At 56.0% G+C, this 18,691-nt stretch carries 20 protein-coding genes and 1 tRNA gene; 10 read left to right on the plus strand and 11 right to left on the minus strand.

The genetic code is table 11. The features are described 5' to 3' along the window. Positions 1-31 precede the first annotated feature (31 nt). The 4 genes from HUV30_RS03365 to HUV30_RS03380 form a co-directional block, all read right to left on the minus strand. A complete protein-coding gene (locus HUV30_RS03365; protein WP_174404026.1) occupies positions 32-415 on the minus strand; it encodes a GtrA family protein in 384 nt (127 codons plus the stop codon). 49 nt (positions 416-464) lie between these two features. Next, positions 465-1,451 carry a glycosyltransferase family 2 protein gene (locus HUV30_RS03370; RefSeq protein WP_174404027.1) on the minus strand — a complete coding sequence of 329 codons (987 nt, stop codon included), beginning with the start codon at positions 1,449-1,451 and terminating at the stop codon, positions 465-467. 5 nt (positions 1,452-1,456) lie between these two features. After that, positions 1,457-2,878: a DUF6056 family protein gene (locus tag HUV30_RS03375; protein WP_174404028.1), complete on the minus strand. Its 1,422-nt coding sequence runs from the start codon at positions 2,876-2,878 to the stop codon at positions 1,457-1,459. Positions 2,879-3,337: 459 nt separating this feature from the next. Then, positions 3,338-3,985, minus strand: a complete 648-nt coding sequence (locus HUV30_RS03380) for a peroxiredoxin-like family protein (protein ID WP_174404029.1) — start codon at positions 3,983-3,985, stop codon at positions 3,338-3,340. A 170-nt stretch (positions 3,986-4,155) separates the two neighbouring features. Here HUV30_RS03380 and HUV30_RS03385 point away from each other — a divergent pair, with 170 nt between their 5' ends. Continuing rightward, positions 4,156-4,722 carry a TetR/AcrR family transcriptional regulator gene (locus HUV30_RS03385; protein ID WP_174404030.1) on the plus strand — a complete coding sequence of 189 codons (567 nt, stop codon included), beginning with the start codon at positions 4,156-4,158 and terminating at the stop codon, positions 4,720-4,722. Positions 4,723-4,943: 221 nt separating this feature from the next. Here the strand turns inward: HUV30_RS03385 and HUV30_RS03390 are convergent, their stop codons facing one another. From HUV30_RS03390 to HUV30_RS03410, 5 genes are all read right to left on the minus strand, one after another. Continuing rightward, entirely contained in the window at positions 4,944-5,837 is an 894-nt protein-coding gene (locus HUV30_RS03390) for an LAPAL motif-containing putative phage structural protein (protein ID WP_174404031.1), read from the minus strand. 455 nt (positions 5,838-6,292) lie between these two features. Next, positions 6,293-6,370: transfer RNA gene (locus HUV30_RS03395), tRNA-Glu, on the minus strand. Between the two features lie 97 nt (positions 6,371-6,467). Next, positions 6,468-6,938, minus strand: a complete 471-nt coding sequence (locus tag HUV30_RS03400; RefSeq protein ID WP_174404032.1) for a hypothetical protein — start codon at positions 6,936-6,938, stop codon at positions 6,468-6,470. Positions 6,939-6,967: 29 nt separating this feature from the next. Further along, positions 6,968-7,420 carry a DciA family protein gene (locus tag HUV30_RS03405; protein WP_174404033.1) on the minus strand — a complete coding sequence of 151 codons (453 nt, stop codon included), beginning with the start codon at positions 7,418-7,420 and terminating at the stop codon, positions 6,968-6,970. Positions 7,421-7,606: 186 nt separating this feature from the next. Then, positions 7,607-8,650 (minus strand): FUSC family protein, encoded by a 1,044-nt coding sequence (locus HUV30_RS03410; RefSeq protein ID WP_174404034.1) that lies wholly within the window; start codon positions 8,648-8,650, stop codon positions 7,607-7,609. A gap of 316 nt (positions 8,651-8,966) precedes the next feature. Between HUV30_RS03410 and HUV30_RS03415 the strand changes: the two genes are divergently transcribed. From HUV30_RS03415 to queF, 5 genes are all read left to right on the plus strand, one after another. Then, positions 8,967-9,713: an enoyl-CoA hydratase/isomerase family protein gene (locus HUV30_RS03415; protein ID WP_174404035.1), complete on the plus strand. Its 747-nt coding sequence runs from the start codon at positions 8,967-8,969 to the stop codon at positions 9,711-9,713. A 284-nt stretch (positions 9,714-9,997) separates the two neighbouring features. Next, positions 9,998-10,408: a 6-pyruvoyl trahydropterin synthase family protein gene (locus HUV30_RS03420; RefSeq protein ID WP_174404036.1), complete on the plus strand. Its 411-nt coding sequence runs from the start codon at positions 9,998-10,000 to the stop codon at positions 10,406-10,408. A 118-nt stretch (positions 10,409-10,526) separates the two neighbouring features. Next, positions 10,527-11,204 carry a 7-carboxy-7-deazaguanine synthase QueE gene (locus HUV30_RS03425; protein ID WP_205245187.1) on the plus strand — a complete coding sequence of 226 codons (678 nt, stop codon included), beginning with the start codon at positions 10,527-10,529 and terminating at the stop codon, positions 11,202-11,204. Between the two features lies 1 nt (position 11,205). Continuing rightward, positions 11,206-11,865 carry a 7-cyano-7-deazaguanine synthase QueC gene (gene queC / locus HUV30_RS03430; protein WP_174404038.1) on the plus strand — a complete coding sequence of 220 codons (660 nt, stop codon included), beginning with the start codon at positions 11,206-11,208 and terminating at the stop codon, positions 11,863-11,865. Positions 11,866-11,874: 9 nt separating this feature from the next. Continuing rightward, the gene (queF, locus tag HUV30_RS03435) at positions 11,875-12,717 is read left to right on the plus strand and encodes an NADPH-dependent 7-cyano-7-deazaguanine reductase QueF (protein ID WP_174404039.1); all 843 of its coding nucleotides are present in this window, start codon (positions 11,875-11,877) and stop codon (positions 12,715-12,717) included. A 203-nt stretch (positions 12,718-12,920) separates the two neighbouring features. Here the strand turns inward: queF and HUV30_RS03440 are convergent, their stop codons facing one another. Continuing rightward, positions 12,921-14,252: an EAL and HDOD domain-containing protein gene (locus HUV30_RS03440; protein WP_174404040.1), complete on the minus strand. Its 1,332-nt coding sequence runs from the start codon at positions 14,250-14,252 to the stop codon at positions 12,921-12,923. Between the two features lie 149 nt (positions 14,253-14,401). On the opposite strand from HUV30_RS03440, the gene HUV30_RS03445 reads away from it, so the two are divergent. Further along, positions 14,402-15,613 (plus strand): HD-GYP domain-containing protein, encoded by a 1,212-nt coding sequence (locus tag HUV30_RS03445; protein WP_174404041.1) that lies wholly within the window; start codon positions 14,402-14,404, stop codon positions 15,611-15,613. 166 nt (positions 15,614-15,779) lie between these two features. On the opposite strand, the gene HUV30_RS03450 is transcribed toward HUV30_RS03445, so the two are convergent. Next, the gene (locus tag HUV30_RS03450; RefSeq protein ID WP_174404042.1) at positions 15,780-16,427 is read right to left on the minus strand and encodes an HAD family hydrolase; all 648 of its coding nucleotides are present in this window, start codon (positions 16,425-16,427) and stop codon (positions 15,780-15,782) included. Positions 16,428-16,540: 113 nt separating this feature from the next. On the opposite strand from HUV30_RS03450, the gene HUV30_RS03455 reads away from it, so the two are divergent. From HUV30_RS03455 to HUV30_RS03465, 3 genes are all read left to right on the plus strand, one after another. Next, positions 16,541-17,524, plus strand: coding sequence for a YbgA family protein (locus HUV30_RS03455; protein WP_174404043.1), 984 nt, complete (start codon positions 16,541-16,543; stop codon positions 17,522-17,524). A 157-nt stretch (positions 17,525-17,681) separates the two neighbouring features. Next, positions 17,682-17,957 (plus strand): HU family DNA-binding protein, encoded by a 276-nt coding sequence (locus HUV30_RS03460; RefSeq protein ID WP_174404044.1) that lies wholly within the window; start codon positions 17,682-17,684, stop codon positions 17,955-17,957. A 73-nt stretch (positions 17,958-18,030) separates the two neighbouring features. Then, the gene (locus HUV30_RS03465) at positions 18,031-18,654 is read left to right on the plus strand and encodes a chemotaxis protein CheD (RefSeq protein ID WP_174404045.1); all 624 of its coding nucleotides are present in this window, start codon (positions 18,031-18,033) and stop codon (positions 18,652-18,654) included. The last annotated feature ends 37 nt before the right edge of the window (positions 18,655-18,691 follow it).

The raw sequence follows: 18,691 nt of genomic DNA on the forward strand, positions 1-18,691 counted from the left end.
CTGATGGCAGGTGCCGGGAGGATTTTGCAGGCTACGGCGTTTTTCGGTCAGCTGTGGCTTTTCCCCAGAAGACGAACCGTTGCAGCAGATAACTGATGGGGGGGATGATGACAGCAACAAGCAGCGGAGCCGCAAGGGGCGGCAGCTGCATGCGGCCGCAGAAAATGCCTATGCCATAGCTGATGGCGGCCCCGACGCTCGATACGCAAAGGAACAGCAGGTATTGCCTGAATGAACGGGAACGCACCTTGAAAACGAAATACGAGGCCACGAAGAAGGAAAACAGGTTGGCTGTAAGAAACGCAAACACGTTTGCCACTTCAATGCTCATGGTGCCGATGAGGAGCGAAAACACGATGAAGTGCACCGCGGTATTTGCCACCCCGGCGGCAATGAAGCGGACATAGTGATGCATTTTCTCAGCCCGGGTTCCGGGGAGGGCAGGTGAGGAGGTGTTTTGCATTTCAGCGTTCTGCTTTTTCATGAACCTGCGAGATAATGTAGAGCGGGCGGCGTTTGGATTCGATATAAATCCTGCCCACATATTCACCGAGAACCCCCAGTGCCATGAGCTGCATGCCGCCGAGGAAGGCTATCACCGTTATCATGGATGCGTAGCCCTGCACCGGGTCGCCGACCAGCAGATGCTTGGCAACTACATACAGGGCGAAGAAAAAGGCCATGGTGGAAACGGCTGCGCCGCAGATGGATGCCACGCGAAGCGGAACTATGGAAAAAGATGTCAGCCCGTCTATGGCCAGTTTCACCAGCCCCAGAGGCTTCCACTTGCTGTCGCCCGTGTGCCGTTCCGGCCTGTCGAAGTATACGCTCGCAGTGGAGAATCCCGGCCAGGAGAGCAGGCCCTTCATGAAGCGGTTACGTTCGGGCATGCTGCGTATGACATCGACAACCGCTCTGTCCATCATGCGGAAGTCGCCGGCATTTTCGGGAATTTTCGATTCGCTTATCATGTTGAAAAACTTGTAGAACAGGCCAGCAGAAAGGCGCTTTGCCTTTGTGTCGTGCTCCCGGGTTCTGCGTATGGCGAACACCACGTCGTGTCCCTTGCGCCATTCTTCCAGCATACGCGGAATGGTGTCGGGCGGTTCCTGCAGGTCGGCATCGATAGGAACAACCACATCGCCTTTGCACATATCCAGACCGGCGGAAAGGGCAACCTCCTTGCCGAAGTTGCGGGATAACCGGAAGGCTCTGATATACGGCTCCTGCCGTTGTGTGAGCGCCTCGAAGGTGCCGTCTGCACTTCCGTCGTCAATGCAGACAACTTCTATGGAGACGCCGAGATGTATGCGGAGCGCCTCAATGGCACCAAAGAGTACGTCCAGCCCGTCTTTCTCGTTGTACATGGGAATGACGAGGCTCAGCAGTGAGGGATTCTGCCGGTTCTCCGGGGGGGTGCAGATCAAACCTGTGGTTGTGCTGACATTCATGGCGCTTACCGTTGGCTGGCGGGGGCTGCGATTTGAACATCCTGCAGCTCCCAATAGTTTTTGTAGGTGGAAAGAATCCATTTCCTGTCAGGATCATGCAGATGCCGGAAGAAAACGGGACGCGGGGCTACGGGCGAGGCCGTAACGGTGATGCTGCCGTTGCTGCCTGCTTCAAGGGCTTTTTGGTATTGATCCGAAACAATGGCGCGGTGCGTGGCAAAATTCCCGTTGAAGGTGTTGATGATGATGTTGAGGGAATTGGGCATGAGAAGCACTGCGGCAGCGAGACACCAGCACAGCACTCGGTGATGCCTGCGGGCCAGAGCCGTAACCCGCCCGGAAAGGCGGGGGGCAATGTACACGGCGTAAAAGGCCAGACAGGACAACAGCACGTCCGTGTAAATGGCGTTGTTGATTCGCGCGTAGGGGTGTTTTCCTGATGACCATATGGAAACGAAGTAGTCCCAGAAGAAGCAGAGCCAGATAACGGCAAATGCCAGAATGGCATTGTTCCGGTTCGACCATGCGGGAATGAGGTTCCCCTGAAAGAGGGATTTCAGAAAGGGAGCTGCGGCGGCAATGAAGATGAGGAAGGGAGAGAGCACAAGCCATTTGAATGCTTCAAATCCACCGCCAAGTGCGCGCAGGCTGGTTATGCCGAACCAGACAAGCAGGGAGGGATGTCGGCTGTCTGCTGCAGCACGCGCAAAATTGCCGGGAGCAAAGGTGGCTATGCAACTGAGCACAAGGGCCAGCAAAGCATAGGCGAGATAGGTCTTTCTGTTCGCATTGCGGTGCAATACGGCGATAACTGCTGCGGCAAGCATTATCGTCACAGTGCTGAACATGGTTACTTCATTGCAGCCTGTGGCAACGGCAATGCACAGTATTGTGGCTGCGTGGAAAAGCCAGGATCGTGACGTGCCGTCGGAAAGAAGGGACATTGATCCGAGAAGAATGATGAATGCGTTGAACGCGATCTGGTACGTGAAGCCGCCGGACATCCAGTAGATGCCTTGGGCAGGCGAGACGTAACCGGAAAAATAGGTGGCGCAAAAGGCAGCCGTCAGGAACAGGGAGATGCTCCTGCTCTGTCTGAAGAAGCTTGTGATAAAGTAGTAAGCTCCGCCTGCAAAGCCCAGAATGAGAAAGACCGGGAGGAACTGGTATATGGCAATATGCGGGTTCAGTGTCCCAAGAACGGGAATGAACAGGTTGGATGCGAAGCGGCCCGACCAGATATTGTAAAACGAGGAATAGTACTCAAGAAACGGTATGCTTCTGATTTTCAGCGGATAAGAATAGTCGTCCGCTACGGGATATACAAGAAACGACAGAGAGCACAGTACGAGGATGTATATGAAGAACCCAATGTACAGAGCGCGATGATGCGTTGTTTCTGTTGTAATTGCTGGAGTGGTTGTCATGATTTGATATTTGGGAAGAGGTTGAAGACGGAATCTGCCCTTTATATGGTAAGGTTTTAGTCAAGTCCAGAATGTTGTCCATTCCTGCGTTGAACGAAACCATGCTGACCATTGGCTTCATGCAGAGGGCTGCGGAGGCCATGCACCCTAGATCATATCTGGCCCCGGAAGATCATGTCGGACCCAGAAAGAGTATGTCGGACCCAGAAAGAGTATGTCGGACAAGAAGAATTGTGTCGGACCACGGAGGAATCAAGACGGGCTTGGGGCGCGGATTCTGGGGTTGGGGTGCTGCGTAGGCACAGGCTCAAATGATCATAAGAAAGAGGAGGCACCGTGCGGTGTCCCCTCTTTTCCCGTAACTCTCTTCTGGAACGATGGTCATTCTCCCCGATACCTTCAACCTGTTGCCGCGTAACCGGTATGGAAAGCTGCAGCGAAGGCGGGTGAGTGGCTTTCTTAGCGCAGCGCTTTCAGCGCGTTCACCACATCAACAGGATCAGCGCGCAGGGTGTAATCTTCGTGAACAAAGGCCCACGCGACAGTGCCGTTGGTGTCGATAACAAAGGTGGCAGCCAGCGGCAGGTCATAGCGGCCCTGACCGTTGTGCTTGTCCAGATCGATGCCGAATCCGCTGTATACGGTGCGCAGTTCGTCCGACACGGAGAAGACAATGCCAATTTCGCGGGCGTACTCGGAATTGATGTCGGAGAGCACGTCAAAGGCCAGTGCGTTCTTTTCGGCGGTGGAAAGTGAGTTATCCGGCTGCTCCGGGGTTATGGCTATCAGGGTTGCGCCTTGCGCCGTGATTTCCGGCAGTGCAGCCTGATATGCGCGCAGTTCTATGTTGCAATATGGGCACCAGCCGCCACGGTAAAAGGTGATCACAACGGGGCCGTTTGCGAGAAACGATGAAAGGCTTTTCGTCTTGCCGTTCTGGTTGGGCAGGGTGAACTCTTTCAAGGTGTCGCCGACCTTGGGCGCATTTTCCACCATGTGCGATTCGATGAGCAGGGAAAGCTCGGCGGACATGATTTTGCGGGCTGTCTCCGGAATTCTGGCAGTGCTCTGGGCCTTCTGCTCTGCGAGTTGCTGCGTAAGGGTCATGCTGTGCTCCTTGTGTTTGAGCGGATTGCGAGTTGTTCTATGATCAACTTGAATGTTCGTTAAAGTTATGGATGGCAAAAGCTCTTGTCAACAGCTTTTTGAATGTTTATTCAAGTTCAAGGGCAGAACGCATCGGACCCTGAGTCCGGATTCAAATATCGGGGGTAGTTATGGCCAGGGCGCAATATGACAGGGATGATATTCTCGACAGGGCACTCGAACTGTTCTGGATGAACGGTTTTAACGGTTCATCCATGCAGCAGGTGGTGGAAAAAACGGGGCTCAAGCCCGGTTCCATCTATTTCTCCTTCGGGAACAAGGAGGCGCTGTTCAAGGAAGCGCTTGAGCGCTACGCCCAACGGAATCTCGGGAAGATCCGCACAACGCTGGATGCCGCCCCGAGCGTGGGCGAAGGCATTTGCCGGATTCTGGATGGTATGGCCCTTGAGCCTGAGCGGAATAGATTTCTCAGCTGTTTTCTGGTCAAGACTCAACTGGAACTGGCACATGACGGAAACGAACTCTACGCGGTGGCAGCCGCTGCCCTGCGTGATGTGGAAGCGCTGTTTCAAAGCACTCTGGAGCGCGAATATGATGGTGAGACGAGTCGCGCACGTGCGGCCAGTATAATGCTGCATATTTTCGGGATGCGTGTGTACGGTTATGGCGAGGATCCGGTATCCCGCACGCGTGCGGCACTGCGCGAAGGCCTGCCTTGGCTCCCGTGGTCTGACTAGTCTGGCACCTGTGACAGACTCATGGCACCACAACGAAAAAAGCCTCGATCTTGCGATCGAGGCTTTTGTTCTCGTGGCGTCCCCAAGGGGATTTGAACCCCTGTCGCCTGCGTGAAAATAGGGTCCCTTATGCAAATAAAGTTAAATTTTGGTTGCTTTTGTCTCGGGAATGCGTGTCTGGCACGGATTCTGGCATTTAGCAGACATGTTTTAATGGCACCCTACAGCAGGGGAATTTGCGTTGGAGATGAAAACATCGTGAAATTGGATATAGTGCGAGATACCTTGATTTGCTTTGTGTGCGCTTCCTTGGTGGTAGTCTTTTCGACCGTGGCTGAGAATTTGAGGTCAATAATCTCGTCCAGATTCTTATCCTGCATTTTGTCGAGGAACTTTGTATCCAGAACTTCGGCCCAGAATTCGCTGGCTCCGCTTTTGAACTGCCATTTGGATCTTTCCGGCGAAAGATAGATGATTGAGACCACCTTGTCGTCGCTTTCCACTGTCACCTCGTCTTCGGGCTGAGCAATAAAATACGGACGCTCTTTTTTGGTGATGGTGACCGTAGCGAGTCCTGGTTGTTGGATTTCCATAGCTTCCAAACCGGCAAATTCTAAGAGAAACGTCATTTCGTCCAGAGATCTGCGAAGCTCATTATTCTCAACAAGGCGTTGCAATTTTTCTGTGGCCTCTTTGTCGAGCTCAAGCTTCTTAATGTGCTCTCGAAGCTGTTCCTTTTTGCCTTTTGCTTTTTTAATAAGATCGATGAGGAGCTCGAAGAGTAGCATGGGCACTTTGGCGAATGATTTTGCGTCGATTCCAAAAAAGGACATTATGGCAAGCCAGAATGCAATGTCATTTTTACCCTGAGGTGAAAGCGCATATTCAAGCATTCCTTTAAATGAGCTGGGCTGCTCAGCTTGAACTTCAAGATTTGTAGCGTGTCCGAGAAGGAACCTATTCGTGCGCTTGAATGAGCGGTCGAATCCGAGAAGGGAACGGGCGTAGAGTTCGGCGTTGATGGAATGCTTTTCAGTGGCCTCGCCCGAATATTTAAGATGTAGCGAACCGGCAGCAGGTTCTTGAGGCGTGTCTCCAAACAGGGATAATTGCACCGGACTCCCTCCCTTTTGAATGTCATTGGTTGGATATTAGTTTGCCTATAGCGCATGCCTTTCAGAAAGTTAAGCCATTTTGACAAGGTTGAGAGAGAAAATGTCAGTAATGGCAGGAGTTGTGTAAGGTTTTACGAAAAAAAAGGAAGGCGACTACCGTCCCTTCAACTCATACATATTAAGTCGGGAGGCTAGCTTTTCCTGCCGCATTTCTTCCTGACAACGCTTTTGGAAAGCGTGCCATCAAGAACGCGTCTACTCGTTAGTTCCAGTAAGTCTTTCGGGGATGGAGGCTATATCCGGTGATAGGAGCAGAGCACCCGTGTCGTGGGAGATCTGGAAACGGCTTTAGAGAGAACGGGAAGTGTTTTAGGGAAAAATTACACATCGATTAGGCGCCTGACGGCTGAACAACGAAAAAAGCCTCGATCTTGCGATCGAGGCTTTTGTTCTCGTGGCGTCCCCAAGGGGATTTGAACCCCTGTCGCCTGCGTGAAAGGCAGGTGTCCTGGGCCAGGCTAGACGATGGGGACGCTTGGTTGTTTCCGCCTCAGAGGTATTCCCTGCAGCGGAGACGCACTTTTATGGAACAGTGCGTGGAAAGTCAAGCGGATTTTTTACAGCCCTATTTTATTCTTCGGAAGCAGCGGCAGCAGGAGTCTCAGCACCCATGCGGCGGCTGCGCTTTTTCAGGCGCTTCATCTGCTTGCGGGCAGCGGCGCGGGTTGCGTTGTCCGAGGTGTCGGCAAGCAGGGAACGCAGAAATTTGATTTCCGCCTTGGCTTTACCGGTGGCAGAGGTTGCGGTGCATTCGCTAGCGGCAAAGGCGGGCAGGCGAACGGGCTTTGCCTTGGCGGCAGGAGCTTCGGCCTTTTTTGCAGCCTTTTTGGGCGCGGCGGCTTTGGGTGCTTCTGCCTTGGCAGGGGCAGCGCCACCCATGGCTTCCTGAATGGCCTCGATGAGCGGGCCTTTGTTCAGGCTGGAGATGCCTTTGATCTGAGGGAATTGGGTGCTCGCCAGTTCCCGCAGTTCCTTGACGGTCATCTTGTCGAGGGGTTTGTCTGCGGGGTTGAGGGTTGCCGGGGTCTGGGTCTCACTCATCTGTCATCTCCTTCGTGTCTGTGTCGCTGCTATTCCGCCTCATCGAACATGCGGACGTATTTTTCGTAACAGCGTGTTACCGGCGATGCCGGATCGAGTTTGCCGAGCAGATTTCCCAGCCGTGCCGGTCTTGGCGGCAGAGCGGGAATGTAGCGCTCGATGGACGGCATGTTCAGCTCGTCCAGCGCAGGTTTGCCCATGAGCAGGTCAACCTGCACCCTGTCGAAGAAAGGTTCGTCCAAAAACGCATTCACCCGTTCGATGATCTCATAGGTGTAATAGGTCAGCTCCTGCTGCGCCATATTATCCTCCGCACCTATGATCAGGGTGGTCTTGCGATGCCCGAGCGGAATGGCGAGAAGTCTGAGCTCTTCCCCCATTACCATATCCCAGTTGCGCCACAGTTGCGCAAGCTTGAAGCCGGTTCCCGCGCCTTTGCGCTGGAGCAGGCGGTCTAGCGCCTCGCCGATGCGTTGTTCCATATTGATCCGCCCGTCAGGGCAAAAAACTGTCCGGCCTGCAACTGTGTCTGCTGCAGATGCACAAGGTTGCAGGCTTGGGCCGCGTACGGGAGTGTCCACTCTCCTGAACTGCGGAGTATCGTTCAACATATGCCGACAGCATTGATACTGTCAACGAACCGGTCCGGAAGGGATTTTCTTCACAATTCAGGATTGCGCGGCGGACCGGCCAAGAGCGTTCTGCAGGTCTTCGCCCATGCGCTGTATATAGTGGTAGAAGGCCAGCACCTGCACCAGTTCGCGGGCGGAAAAACGCTTGGTGGCGCCTGATTCCCGCAACTCTTCAAGCTTGCGGTCGGCCTTGTCCAGCAGGGCGCGCAGCGAATTTACATCCGGCTCGCGGTCTTCGCCTAGCGCGGTCATGGCCACGCGTGATGCCGTGACCACGGCGCGTATCTCCGGCGCCATGAGCAGGTTGTAACCACCCTCGCGCATATCCAGCACGGTACGCAGCATGCCCGTAAGGTGGCGTGCGCATTGCTCCAGCACCACGATCTGCTTGTCCATCAGAGTGGCGTTGTCATCAAAGAGTGGTGATTCATGGCGCAGCATCTTGCGGAACAGACCACGGTTGGCGGCGATATCCTTGAGCAGCGGTTCCAGCGTCGCTTCCGTGGTGGTGGCGGTGGTGCCGAGAAAATCTTCAACCAGCGCGGCATATATGTCGGATGCGCGGGTAAACTGCGTCTGCAGCCGCACCTCAAGCGCTTCGCCCACGCGGGCGGGCAGAATCCAGATGGAAACCACATAGGAGCACAGCACGCCGATGGTTATTTCCACCACGCGCATCAGGCTGAACACGACGCGGTTTTCGGCACCGAGGCTGGCAATGAGCACGATGGATACGGTTATGGCCGCCATGCGGTAACGCGGATTGTGCCGTGTCATGTAGGCGCAAAAAGCCACTGAGCAGAACAGGGCGATGGCTGTTCCCAGCGGAGTTTCGGGAAGCAGGACAATGCCGAGTATCCCGATGAGCGCACCCACGGCGGTTCCGGTAAAGCGGTACCAGCACATGTGGATGGATTCAGCCACGTTCACCTGCATGACGATGACGGAAGAAACCACCGCCCACATGCCGAACTTGGGGTCGAGCAGGGAGGCGATGACAAGGGCGAGCAGGGCGGCAATGCCTGTTTTTATGCCGTGGCGGACGTGAGCCGCAGTGGAGTCCAAATCTGACAGGGGCATGGGCGTTTGGTGGGGGTTAATGTTATACCGGCGGGCCGGCAAAAGGGAAACCGCAAACCCGACCCGCAAGGCTCTAATCGCAGTCCGCTTTGCTGGCAAGGATACTTTTCCGAGAGCATATTTTCTGAGGCCACTTTGCTAAAGACACTTTGTTAAGCATACGTTGCAACGGGAAAATGATAGTGCGCGCTCAGGGGATATGCTATGCATACAGCAAATACCGGCAAACGAACAGCCCCGGCACTTGAAGGCGTTTTACGCAGGACCCGAGCCAAGCATGCGCAGCACGAAAACGCAGGCGCACAGGAGGTGTATCATGACGCTGCAGCAGACGGATGAAGGCATCTTTCAGATTGAACGACGCGGGCGCACCGCATTGTTGCGGCTGTGCGGCAACTTCTTCCAGAATATCAAGGATCTGGGCAGGCGGGATACGGTTCTGAACGCCTTTGACATGCTGAACATGGATAAGGACGTTTCCGTCATCATTCTCAGCCTTGCGTATTGCGGGGTGAGCGGGGATGAATATGTCCGCTTTTTCCGTGAACAGCTCGACGGCATGGAAAAGCAGTCTGCCCACCGGTTCTGCAATGCCGTGAATCAGGTGATGCTTGAAATGGTCCGTTCCGGAAAGCTGATCGTGCACACCTGCTGCGGTGATATGCTCACTTTTTTCCTCGGCGTGTCGCTGGCTGCGGATTACTCCATTGCAGCCGAGGGCAGCGTGTTTCGCAATTCCTATCAGGAGATAGGCCTGCTGCCCAAGGGCGGACTGCCCTATTTCATCTCGCGCAGGCTGGGCAACCGCGCTGTGTATGATCTGCTGCTCGCGGAGCAGTCCATTACCGCGGAAAAGGCGCTGGAACTGGGGCTGCTGAACTCCGTGGTTCCCAGAGAGCAGATGGAGGAGGCCGCCTTTGCCTATGCCGCACGGTTCGAGAACGTTCCGCTACGCACCGTCACAGGCACCAAGCGTCTGACCAACTGGTGTATCCGCGACCTTGAAGAATATCTCAGCTACGAAAACAAGCAGATGATGAAGACGCTGGACCAGTTCGGCTAGCTGGCGTTGTTATCCGGCGAAGCGGCGGGCAGGTAGGCCTTGGCGTTTTTGTATGCCAGCATCCTGCAGTGATGGTTCAATATTTTGATACGGATTGCGGGCGGGGTGGTTCTGCCTTGCCCGCAAGTCTGTTCACGGCGCGGCACGGCAACGCGTTTTTCTTGACGTATCATCAGCTTTGAGCGAACTAAGGCGCGTTTGACGAATAGCGGACGAGTGGCAACCCGCTATAGAAATTCTCCCTCTCCAGCTCCGGTGCTTGCGCATCGGATAATAGGTGGCACATGCTTACCATCACCAAAGAGTTTTCTTTTCACGCAGCCCATCAGCTGTGCATTCCCGGCTATTCCGACGAGGAGAACCGCCGCGTTTTCGGCGTTTGCTCCACGCTTCACGGCCATACCTACCGGTTGCAGGTCACGCTTTCGGGCATGCCCGATGAAACCGGCATGGTGCTGCATTTCGATGCTCTCAAGGCGGTTGTGGCCCGCGAGGTGCTGAGCCGCTACGATCACGCCAGCCTTAACGATCTCGACGAATATCGCGACAAGCCCGCCACGGCGGAGAACATGGCAATGCACATCTTTGCCGTGCTTGACCGTGCGCTTGCCTCGGACCGCTACAGGCTTGAGCAGATAACCGTGTACGAAACGCCCACCGCATGGGCGACCTTCTCGCGCGATGTGTCCCGCTAAGCCGCAGGGCTCCGTCAGCACTACCCCATTCGCCCCGTCACCACGGCCTGATTCCACCTCTGCTCCGATGCTGTCGGTGGCAGAGATATTCGCCTCCCTGCAGGGTGAGGGGCCGTATATGGGGCAGCCTGCCGTCTTTGTGCGGCTTGCGGGGTGTGTTCCGCCGTTCTGTGCGTGGTGCGACACGCCGCAGGCCCTGCATGCCGGAGGGGAGGCCAAGGCCATGTCGCCGCAGGCCGTTCTGGAGGCTGTGCAGGAATATGCTGCCACTCTGGCTGCCACTCTGGCTGATACTCTGGCCGATACTCTGGTTGTCGTGACCGGCGGTGAACCGTTCCGGCAGTGGCACACCGGCCTTGAGGTGCTTGCGGAAATACTGGCGGACGCCGGATTGTCCATACAATATGAAACAAGCGGCAAGGCGGGCATTCCTGCCGGATGCCGCGGCGTTGTGGTCTGTTCGCCCAAACCAGCGGATGCGCCGTACGGCGGGTGCTCGGGTGCATACGACCTCGCCCCTGAAAGCGTCGCCCGTGCGGATGCCTTCAAGTTCGTGGTGGATTGCGGAGGCAATGGAGTCCTCGCAGATTCTTGCGACATGGCGCTTGCGCCCGTGCTGGATTTCATCCGCACCCACGCCATTTCACCCCGGAAGGTCTGGCTCATGCCGCGTGGCGCCCGTAAGGATGAACAACTCACGCGTATGCAGGCCGTGTGGGAAGCATGCGTGCGCCACGGTTTCAACTTTGCGCCGCGCCTGCACATTCTGACTTTTGACGACAGAAAGGGAATATAACATGAAAGATGCAGTCATAGTGCTTTCCGGCGGCATGGATTCCGCCGTGCTGCTGGCACACGAACTTTCGCAGGGCGTTCGCGTGGCGGCGCTCAGCTTTGATTACGGCTCCAAACACAACAGCCGCGAGCTGCCCATGGCGGCGGCCATATGCCGTCATTACGGCGTGGATCATGCCATTGTGCCGCTGCCGTTCATGAACGAGCTGTTTTCTTCTTCCCTGCTGCAGTCCGGCGCAGATATCCCGGACGGTGCATACGATGCGGAAAGCATGAAAAGCACGGTGGTGCCGTTCCGCAACGGCATACTCATCGCCATTGCCGTGGGCTATGCCGAATCGGTGGGTGCCTCACGCGTGCTGATCGGCTCGCATTCCGGCGACCATCACATCTATCCGGACTGCCGCCCCGAGTTCAACGCCGCCATGAACGAAGCCGCCCTGTGCGGCACCGACGGCAAGGTGCAGGTGGCCTTTCCCTTTGCGGACAGGGACAAGCGCGCAATAGGTGACCTTGGCCGTACGCTGGGGGTGGATTATGCCGGAACGTGGACCTGCTACAAGGGCGGCGAGGTGCATTGCGGCACCTGCGGCGCCTGCGACGAGCGTAAATTCGCTCTGCGCCACGACGAGGGCATGGACCCGACAACCTATCTGAAATAGGAGGCGGTTATGTCAGTGGTGGATTCAGACAAGCTGGTTCTTGGCAGGCAGGTGGACTACAGTCTGCAATACGATCCCGGACAGCTGTGCCCCATTCCGAGAGAGCTGGGCCGCTCGGCTGCAGGCATTAACGCCGGACTGCTGCGGCACGGTGAAGATATCTGGAACATCTATGAGCTGTCGTGGCTCGCCCCTTCCGGTCTGCCCATGGTGGGCATGGCGGTTGTGCGGGTGCCGTGGCAGGCTCCTTTTCTCATCGAGTCCAAGTCGCTCAAGCTGTATTGCAACTCCTTCAATATGACTCGGTTTGCCGATGCGGCTGCCGTGCGGGATGCCATGGAGCGTGATCTTTCGCAGGCATCCGGTGCTGCCGTGACTGTGGATCTGCTTGAACCGCACCGTTTTGACGAGGTGGTTCTCGCCGAACCCAACGGCATCTGTGTTGAGGAAGCTGTGGACGTTGCTTCGGCGCAGGCGGCGGAGTTTGCCTACGAGATTGATCCTTCCCTGCTGAAGACGGGAGAAGAGCACGCCCGCGAGATTCTGTTCTCCCGCCTGTTCCGTTCCCGCTGCCCCGTGACCGGCCAGCCGGACTGGGCCACCGTGCGCGTGGTCTACTCCGGTCCGCGTATCGATGCGGAAGGGCTGCTGCGCTATCTGGTTTCCTACCGTTCACATCAGGGCTTTCATGAAGCCTGTGTGGAGCGCATTTACGGCGATATTCTTACACATTGCAGGCCGGAAGAGCTTGAGGTCAGTGCGCGGTTCACACGCCGCGGCGGCATAGACATCAACCCTGTACGGTCCACGCACGACGGCGTGTGGGACAATCTGCGCGATCCCAGACAGTAACCTGAAAGCCCCCGCAAGGGGGCTTGTTAATTGCGGGTTCCAGTTTTTAAGAAGAAGCAGACTTCATTAAGCCGCGGCTGAAGGCAATAAACGGATTTACATCGCTTATACGAGGTGCAGGAACGTTAGGTTCCTGCCCGCCGGAGGCGAAAAAAGTTAAAATGTCTTTGCCGGCAGTCTGAATCCCCCGCAAGGGGGCTGTCTTATGCCTCATCCCCGGTATATTCCAGTCCGAGAATATGCTGTGTCCACTGTGTGGCCTGAAGCCGCACACCTGCTGCGGTCTGCAGGTCTATACCGTGGGTATCGAGCGTGGTCTGGGCCTCGTCGAAATTCCCTTCTTCCAGCGCGTTGAGGCAGTCCAGCCAGCTGCGCACCGCGTTGGGTTTGCCGAGAAACGCATCCCGTATGGATGATTCGAGCGAGATGTGCTCCATCAGTTCTTCCATGGGCACGCCGAGCAGAGCATCCAGCCGCGAAAGCAGGCCGATGAGGAACATGGAATCTTTGGGCAGCCCCAGCGGATTGTTTGCCACCTCGGCTATCTCTTCAAGGAAGCGCCCCCTGAGCACGGAGAGGAAGGTTATTTCCTGCGCTGCGGGGCTGGGGTCCAAATCTGCTACCAGAACGACCATAAGCCATTGACGGATGGGGTTCTGCCCGAGAAGGGTGATGGCCTGATGCACTGATTCGACCTTGGTCCGCAGCGCGAACACGGCCGAGTTGATATACCGGAGCAGACGGAAGGTGAGAGAGGCGTCATGTGAGATGACGTTGGAGAGCTCCTTGGGATCGTAGTCCTTGTTCAGGGTTGCCAGCAGCTGGGTTTTGACCATCTGGGCGGAAGAAACTTTTGTTCCGGGCACGATTTCGGGCTTGCTGAAGTGATATCCCTGAAAGAGCGAAAAGCCGAGGCGCGCGCACAGGTCGAACATGGCGGTGTCCTCCACTTTTTCGGCGAGCAGGGTCACGCCGAAGGGCTTGAGCTGGTTTACTATGCGCATGACTTCGATACGGGACATGTTCAGCACTTCAACCTTGATGATATCGGTAAGGTGCATGAGTGCTTCATACCCCGGCTGGCCCACATAGTCGTCAAGAGCAAGGGTGTATCCTGCATCCTTCAGGCGGCGGCAGGCATCCATGATATCCTGTGTGGGCTCAACATGCTCCAGTATTTCGGGCACGCACTGGTGGCTGGGCAGGGCAAAGGCTGCACCGGAGAGAATGAGGTTGCGGGGAAAGTTGATGAGCATCCTCTTGTCCTGAGCTATCTGCGACTGGGCGAGCATGTAGCCGTCTGCAATGACGCGTGCGGTGGCGACGTCCTGATCGGCAACCTGCGCGGTGGCGGCGGTGCTGCTGTGGCGGAACAGGAGTTCGTATCCCCAGATGGATCTGTCGGAAGTGAATATGGGCTGGCGGGCCACGAAAATGGGCTCAGATCTGCGTTCCGTCTTCTGCCCTGTTTCCTGATCCGCCGTATCCTCTGAGTGCCGTCCGGCATCGTGCTCTTTCTTTTGCGTCTGTGACATGCTGGTAACCTGCCTGAAGGGGTGCAATGGTCATTCAATATAGATATTTCAACTGCTGCATGCGTGCAGGGCTTTTTGCCCGGAGCGGGTAATACCGTTGTTTCCGAAGGCGTATACTTCCGCCTGCAAGTCTGCTATTGGCACAGCCTGTGCTGAAGAAAATCGCCATAGAAGACATGCGTCCCGGAATGTATGTGGTGGACTCCGGCTTATCATGGCTGGAGTATCCTTATTTATACATGAAAGAGGGAATGATTTCTTCTCAGGTTGCGGTGGAAGCCATTGTGGCCGAGGGCTACTCCGAAGCCGTCATCGACACTGAACTCAGTATAGGCATTTCCAGAGGTGGAGAGTCCGGTGAAGAGGCTCTTTCACGCGATCTGGATGCATTGCCCGACTTTTTTCCCCCGCCTCCCATCGTTTCCGTTGCCGAAGAACTGGACAAGGCCAAGTTCGTGTATTCCGATTCCGTCCGCTATGCACGCAGCCTCATGGAGGGAGTGCGTATGGGCGGAGCGGTGGACCTTGCCGCATCGACAACGCTGGTCGAAGATATCATCGGCAGTGTTACCCGCAACTGTGATGCCCTGACCGGACTTTCCAAGCTGCGTTCCTTTGATGAATACACCTTTTCGCATTGCGTCAATGTTTCGGTGCTCTGTGTGGTGTTCGGCCGCTTTCTCGGCAAGAGCGAGGAAGAGCTCAGGCTGCTCGGCCTTGCCGGTCTGTTTCATGACGTCGGAAAGCAGCTGGTGCCCACGGCTGTTCTGAACAAGCCGGACAAGCTGACACCGGAAGAGTTTGCGGTGATGAAGCAGCATCCTCTTCTGGGCTGCAAGCACCTGTACGGACAGGAAGCGGGCCGGAGTATGGAGCAGGCTGTCTTGCTCGGCATGCTCGAGCACCATGAAAAATACAACGGCACCGGGTATCCGCGCGGCCTTTCGGGAAGCAGGATAAGCGAGATAGGGCGTATAATCGCTGTTGTGGATGTCTATGATGCCCTGTCGAGCAGGCGTGTTTACAAGGCTCCCATGCATCCCCACAAGGCGCTGGGGCTTATGTATTCCATGCGGGGCAAAGAGTTCTATCCCGGCTATGTCGAGCGGTTCATCAAGTGTCTCGGCATCTATCCTGTGGGCAGCACCGTGCGTCTGAATACGGGGCATGTGGCGGTTGTGGCCGCCTCCAATCCGCGGGAGCCGATCCAGCCGCTTGTCATGCTGGTGGCGGACAAGGCCGGTCCCATTGTACCGCGCAGGCTTGATCTTTCCGGTCAGTACACGGTGCGGATAGAATCCACCCTCGATCCTGTCGAGGTGGGCATCGATCCGGTGGCTGTGCTGGAAAATGCGGCCTGATCCGGTTGTATCATCCCGCATTCAGGCAGCACTCTCCTGCACAATCAGTCATTTCGTTGCAATTCCAACCGCTTCATCTGTGTGCAAGCTGACTCTGTGTCCTTTAGCAGACGGCTCGTTCAACAGATGGCCCTTCAGTAGACGATTCCTTCAGCAGACGACTCCTTTAGCAGACGGCTCCTTCGGGCGGCAGCACTGTTGATGGCAGAAAACGCTTAAGATCCGTGACCAGACTCGGGTATGCCGTATACAAAATGGCATGCATGCCCACGCCCTCTGCGCGGTCCGTGTTGGCCGGATTGTCGTCTATGAACAGCGTGTTGTCCGGTGCCACCTGCATGGTGTTGCATGCGTGCAGAAAGAAGTCCGGCGAGCGTTTGGTCATGCCTTCCCTGTAGGAATTGAATATTCTGTCAAAGTGGCGGTATATGCCGTGCGCCGCATCCAGTTCTTCCAGCCAGTTGGTGTGGTCGCTGAGCAGCGCTGTGCGTGTGGCATCCGACCGCACGCGGGAAACTGCCTGCAGCATCCACGGGCGGACAACGAACCGCGACAGTATTTCCCGTCTCAGGGCATCGTCGCCTGCGGTTATGTCCATCTGCTCGCGCACGTCCTGCCAGAATGCGTGCTCATCGGTACGGCCATCGGCGTAGCCGTTGTTGTAGCAAATCTCCGTTACCTGCCGCAGAAAGGCTGCCGGTTCTCTGCCGTGCTGCCTGCCGATCTCCTTGAGACCCTGCACAAAGCCTTCTTCGGCGAGCACGCCGCTAAAATCGAAAAAAACAACCTGTATATCGTGTTTGGCTATCGCCATATGCATGATCCTTATATAATATGGTGCGTGTCTTTTGTTCCGCAGGCGTGTTGCGCGCCGGGCGGAACAGGGCATTATGACTGCATTGTACCGCGAAAGGGGGAAATGGCAATATGCATGAGCAATCAGATAGAATCAGGCTGGGAATATCTTCCTGCCTTCTTGGAAATAAAGTGCGTTATGACGGTGGACACAAGCGCGATGCCTGGATTGTGGATACGCTGGGCCGCTATGTGGATTTTGTACCCGTGTGCCCTGAGGTGGAGATAGGCCTGCCCATTCCCCGCAACTCGCTGCGTCTTGTGGGCGACCCGCAAAGCCCGCGGCTTGTCATGCAGAAGACAGGCGAAGACCTGACCGCGCGCATGCGCGGGTGGGCGCAGGGGCGCAATGCGCAGCTGGCGGATGAGGGGCTTTGCGGCTTTATCTTCAAGCGGGCTTCTCCTTCCAGCGGCATGGAGCGGGTGAAGGTGTACCGCGATGTGCCGGAAGATCAGGCGGCCAAGGCAGGCCCCCCCGCTCTGACGGGAGTGGGTATTTTTGCGGATGAGTTCATGCGCCATTTTCCGTTGCTGCCGGTGGAGGAAGAAGGCAGGCTCAACGATCCTGGCCTGCGCGAGAACTTCATAGAGCGCATCTTCGCCATGCAGCGCTGGCGCGCTCTGCTTGCGGGCGGGATTACCCCCGGCAGGCTGGTGGATTTTCATTCGCGCCACAAACTGCTGATCATGTCGCACAGTGTGGAACACTACCGGGAGATGGGCAGGCTGGTTGCCAAGTGCGCGGGCATGGACCCGCAGACGCTCGCGCAGGACTATCAGGTGCTGTTTCTCACCGCGCTGTCACGCCTTGCCACGGTGAAGAAGCACACGAATGTGCTGCAGCATGTCATGGGCTATTTCAAGAATACCCTGTCGCCTGACGAGAAGCAGGAGCTGGTTGAGGTGATAACGGCATACCACGACTCGCTCGTACCTCTTGTGGTGCCGGTTACGCTGCTCAACCACTATGTGCGCAAGTATCAGGAGCCGTATCTTCTCGGGCAGTGGTATCTGCGTCCCCATCCGCTGGAGCTGAAGCTCCGCAACCATGCCTAGGAGTACCGGCCGGCAATTTGGTCCGGTTGCCTGAAAAAGTGTGGGAACAAGCCGATAAAATTGTACTTCCACTTGCCATCGCAAGGGGGGATATGTATTACTGTAATATAGTAGACAAATATTCCGTTGATTGAGTCTGAATCTCTGGAGGCCGTTTATGAACAAGAGTGAACTTGTGAAAATGCTTGCCGAACAGCATAATCTTTCCAACGATGAGGCTGTAATTGTTGTTAACTCTTTCTTTGACAGCGTACGAGATGCGCTGCTTGAAGGAGATCGTGTGGAGATTCGTGGTTTCGGCTCGTTCAAGGTAAAGGACTATAGTGGCTACAAAGGACGCAATCCCAAAACGGGAGAGAGCGTTGAAGTCGCTTCCAAAAAGCTGCCCGTTTTCAGAGCCGGAAAGGAACTGAAGGAACTGGTGAACGATTAGTTCCCGGCAGGGCTGGTTGTCTTGCCTGCAGCTTGCGACGGGAGTATGTTGTCCCGTCTGGTAGGAGAACCCCATGCCCCGCTCCAGCAACCGTATCAGTAGTGCCTCGGTTCCCGAATCGCTTCGCGAAATCGGGTATCCTTGCGTGCACCTGAAAATCGGTGAGGGAATTGTCACCGGCCGTAACGTTCTGGTTTCCACGGTGCTGGGGTCTTGCGTCGCTGTCAGCTTTTACTGTGCTGCCAGAGGCGTGGCCGGGTTGTTTCACGCCATGTTGCCGACAAGCGTAGGCGCCAGAGGGGCTGACACGACTCCGTGCAAGTTTGTTGATTCTGCAATTCATTGTATTTTCGACCAATTTCGCAAGAAGGGCATCGCCGAAAAGGATATTGAACTGAAACTGTTTGGCGGTGCCTTCAGCATGGGCACTGGTGCGCCCGAGCATGTGCGCAATGTTGTGAACGTTGGCGGGCGCAATGTAGAAGTTGCCCGGCAGGTGCTGGCCACGCTGAATCTCAAGATATCCCGCGAAAGTGTGGGGGGCGCACATGGAAGAAAGCTCGTGTTCGACACCACCACAGGGGATGTATGGGTCAAGATGCTTGGGCGTACTGAAGAGCAGGCCCTGTTCAGGGAAGAAAGCGTGCTGCTGCCCGTGGCGGAAGGTCGCGCCTGCCCGTTGAATGACGACAGGTAGTTATCACGGTTGTGCGCCCGACAGTTCTGTGATTTAC

It is taken from the genome of Desulfovibrio subterraneus, assembly GCF_013340285.1.
Lineage (GTDB): Bacteria > Desulfobacterota > Desulfovibrionia > Desulfovibrionales > Desulfovibrionaceae > Halodesulfovibrio > Halodesulfovibrio subterraneus.

Bases quoted from the DNA above. Each gene is read 5' to 3' on its own strand.
- HUV30_RS03365 (WP_174404026.1), bottom strand. From the start codon at position 415: ATGCATCACTATGTCCGCTTCATTGCCGCCGGGGTGGCAAATACCGCG.
- HUV30_RS03370 (WP_174404027.1), bottom strand. From the start codon at position 1,451: ATGAATGTCAGCACAACCACAGGTTTGATCTGCACCCCCCCGGAGAAC.
- HUV30_RS03375 (WP_174404028.1), bottom strand. From the start codon at position 2,878: ATGACAACCACTCCAGCAATTACAACAGAAACAACGCATCATCGCGCT.
- HUV30_RS03380 (WP_174404029.1), bottom strand. From the start codon at position 3,985: ATGACCCTTACGCAGCAACTCGCAGAGCAGAAGGCCCAGAGCACTGCC.
- HUV30_RS03385 (WP_174404030.1), top strand. From the start codon at position 4,156: ATGGCCAGGGCGCAATATGACAGGGATGATATTCTCGACAGGGCACTC.
- HUV30_RS03400 (WP_174404032.1), bottom strand. From the start codon at position 6,938: ATGAGTGAGACCCAGACCCCGGCAACCCTCAACCCCGCAGACAAACCC.
- HUV30_RS03405 (WP_174404033.1), bottom strand. From the start codon at position 7,420: ATGGAACAACGCATCGGCGAGGCGCTAGACCGCCTGCTCCAGCGCAAA.
- HUV30_RS03410 (WP_174404034.1), bottom strand. From the start codon at position 8,650: ATGCCCCTGTCAGATTTGGACTCCACTGCGGCTCACGTCCGCCACGGC.
- HUV30_RS03415 (WP_174404035.1), top strand. From the start codon at position 8,967: ATGACGCTGCAGCAGACGGATGAAGGCATCTTTCAGATTGAACGACGC.
- HUV30_RS03420 (WP_174404036.1), top strand. From the start codon at position 9,998: ATGCTTACCATCACCAAAGAGTTTTCTTTTCACGCAGCCCATCAGCTG.
- HUV30_RS03425 (WP_205245187.1), top strand. From the start codon at position 10,527: ATGGGGCAGCCTGCCGTCTTTGTGCGGCTTGCGGGGTGTGTTCCGCCG.
- queC (WP_174404038.1), top strand. From the start codon at position 11,206: ATGAAAGATGCAGTCATAGTGCTTTCCGGCGGCATGGATTCCGCCGTG.
- queF (WP_174404039.1), top strand. From the start codon at position 11,875: ATGTCAGTGGTGGATTCAGACAAGCTGGTTCTTGGCAGGCAGGTGGAC.
- HUV30_RS03440 (WP_174404040.1), bottom strand. From the start codon at position 14,252: ATGTCACAGACGCAAAAGAAAGAGCACGATGCCGGACGGCACTCAGAG.
- HUV30_RS03450 (WP_174404042.1), bottom strand. From the start codon at position 16,427: ATGGCGATAGCCAAACACGATATACAGGTTGTTTTTTTCGATTTTAGC.
- HUV30_RS03455 (WP_174404043.1), top strand. From the start codon at position 16,541: ATGCATGAGCAATCAGATAGAATCAGGCTGGGAATATCTTCCTGCCTT.
- HUV30_RS03460 (WP_174404044.1), top strand. From the start codon at position 17,682: ATGAACAAGAGTGAACTTGTGAAAATGCTTGCCGAACAGCATAATCTT.
- HUV30_RS03465 (WP_174404045.1), top strand. From the start codon at position 18,031: ATGCCCCGCTCCAGCAACCGTATCAGTAGTGCCTCGGTTCCCGAATCG.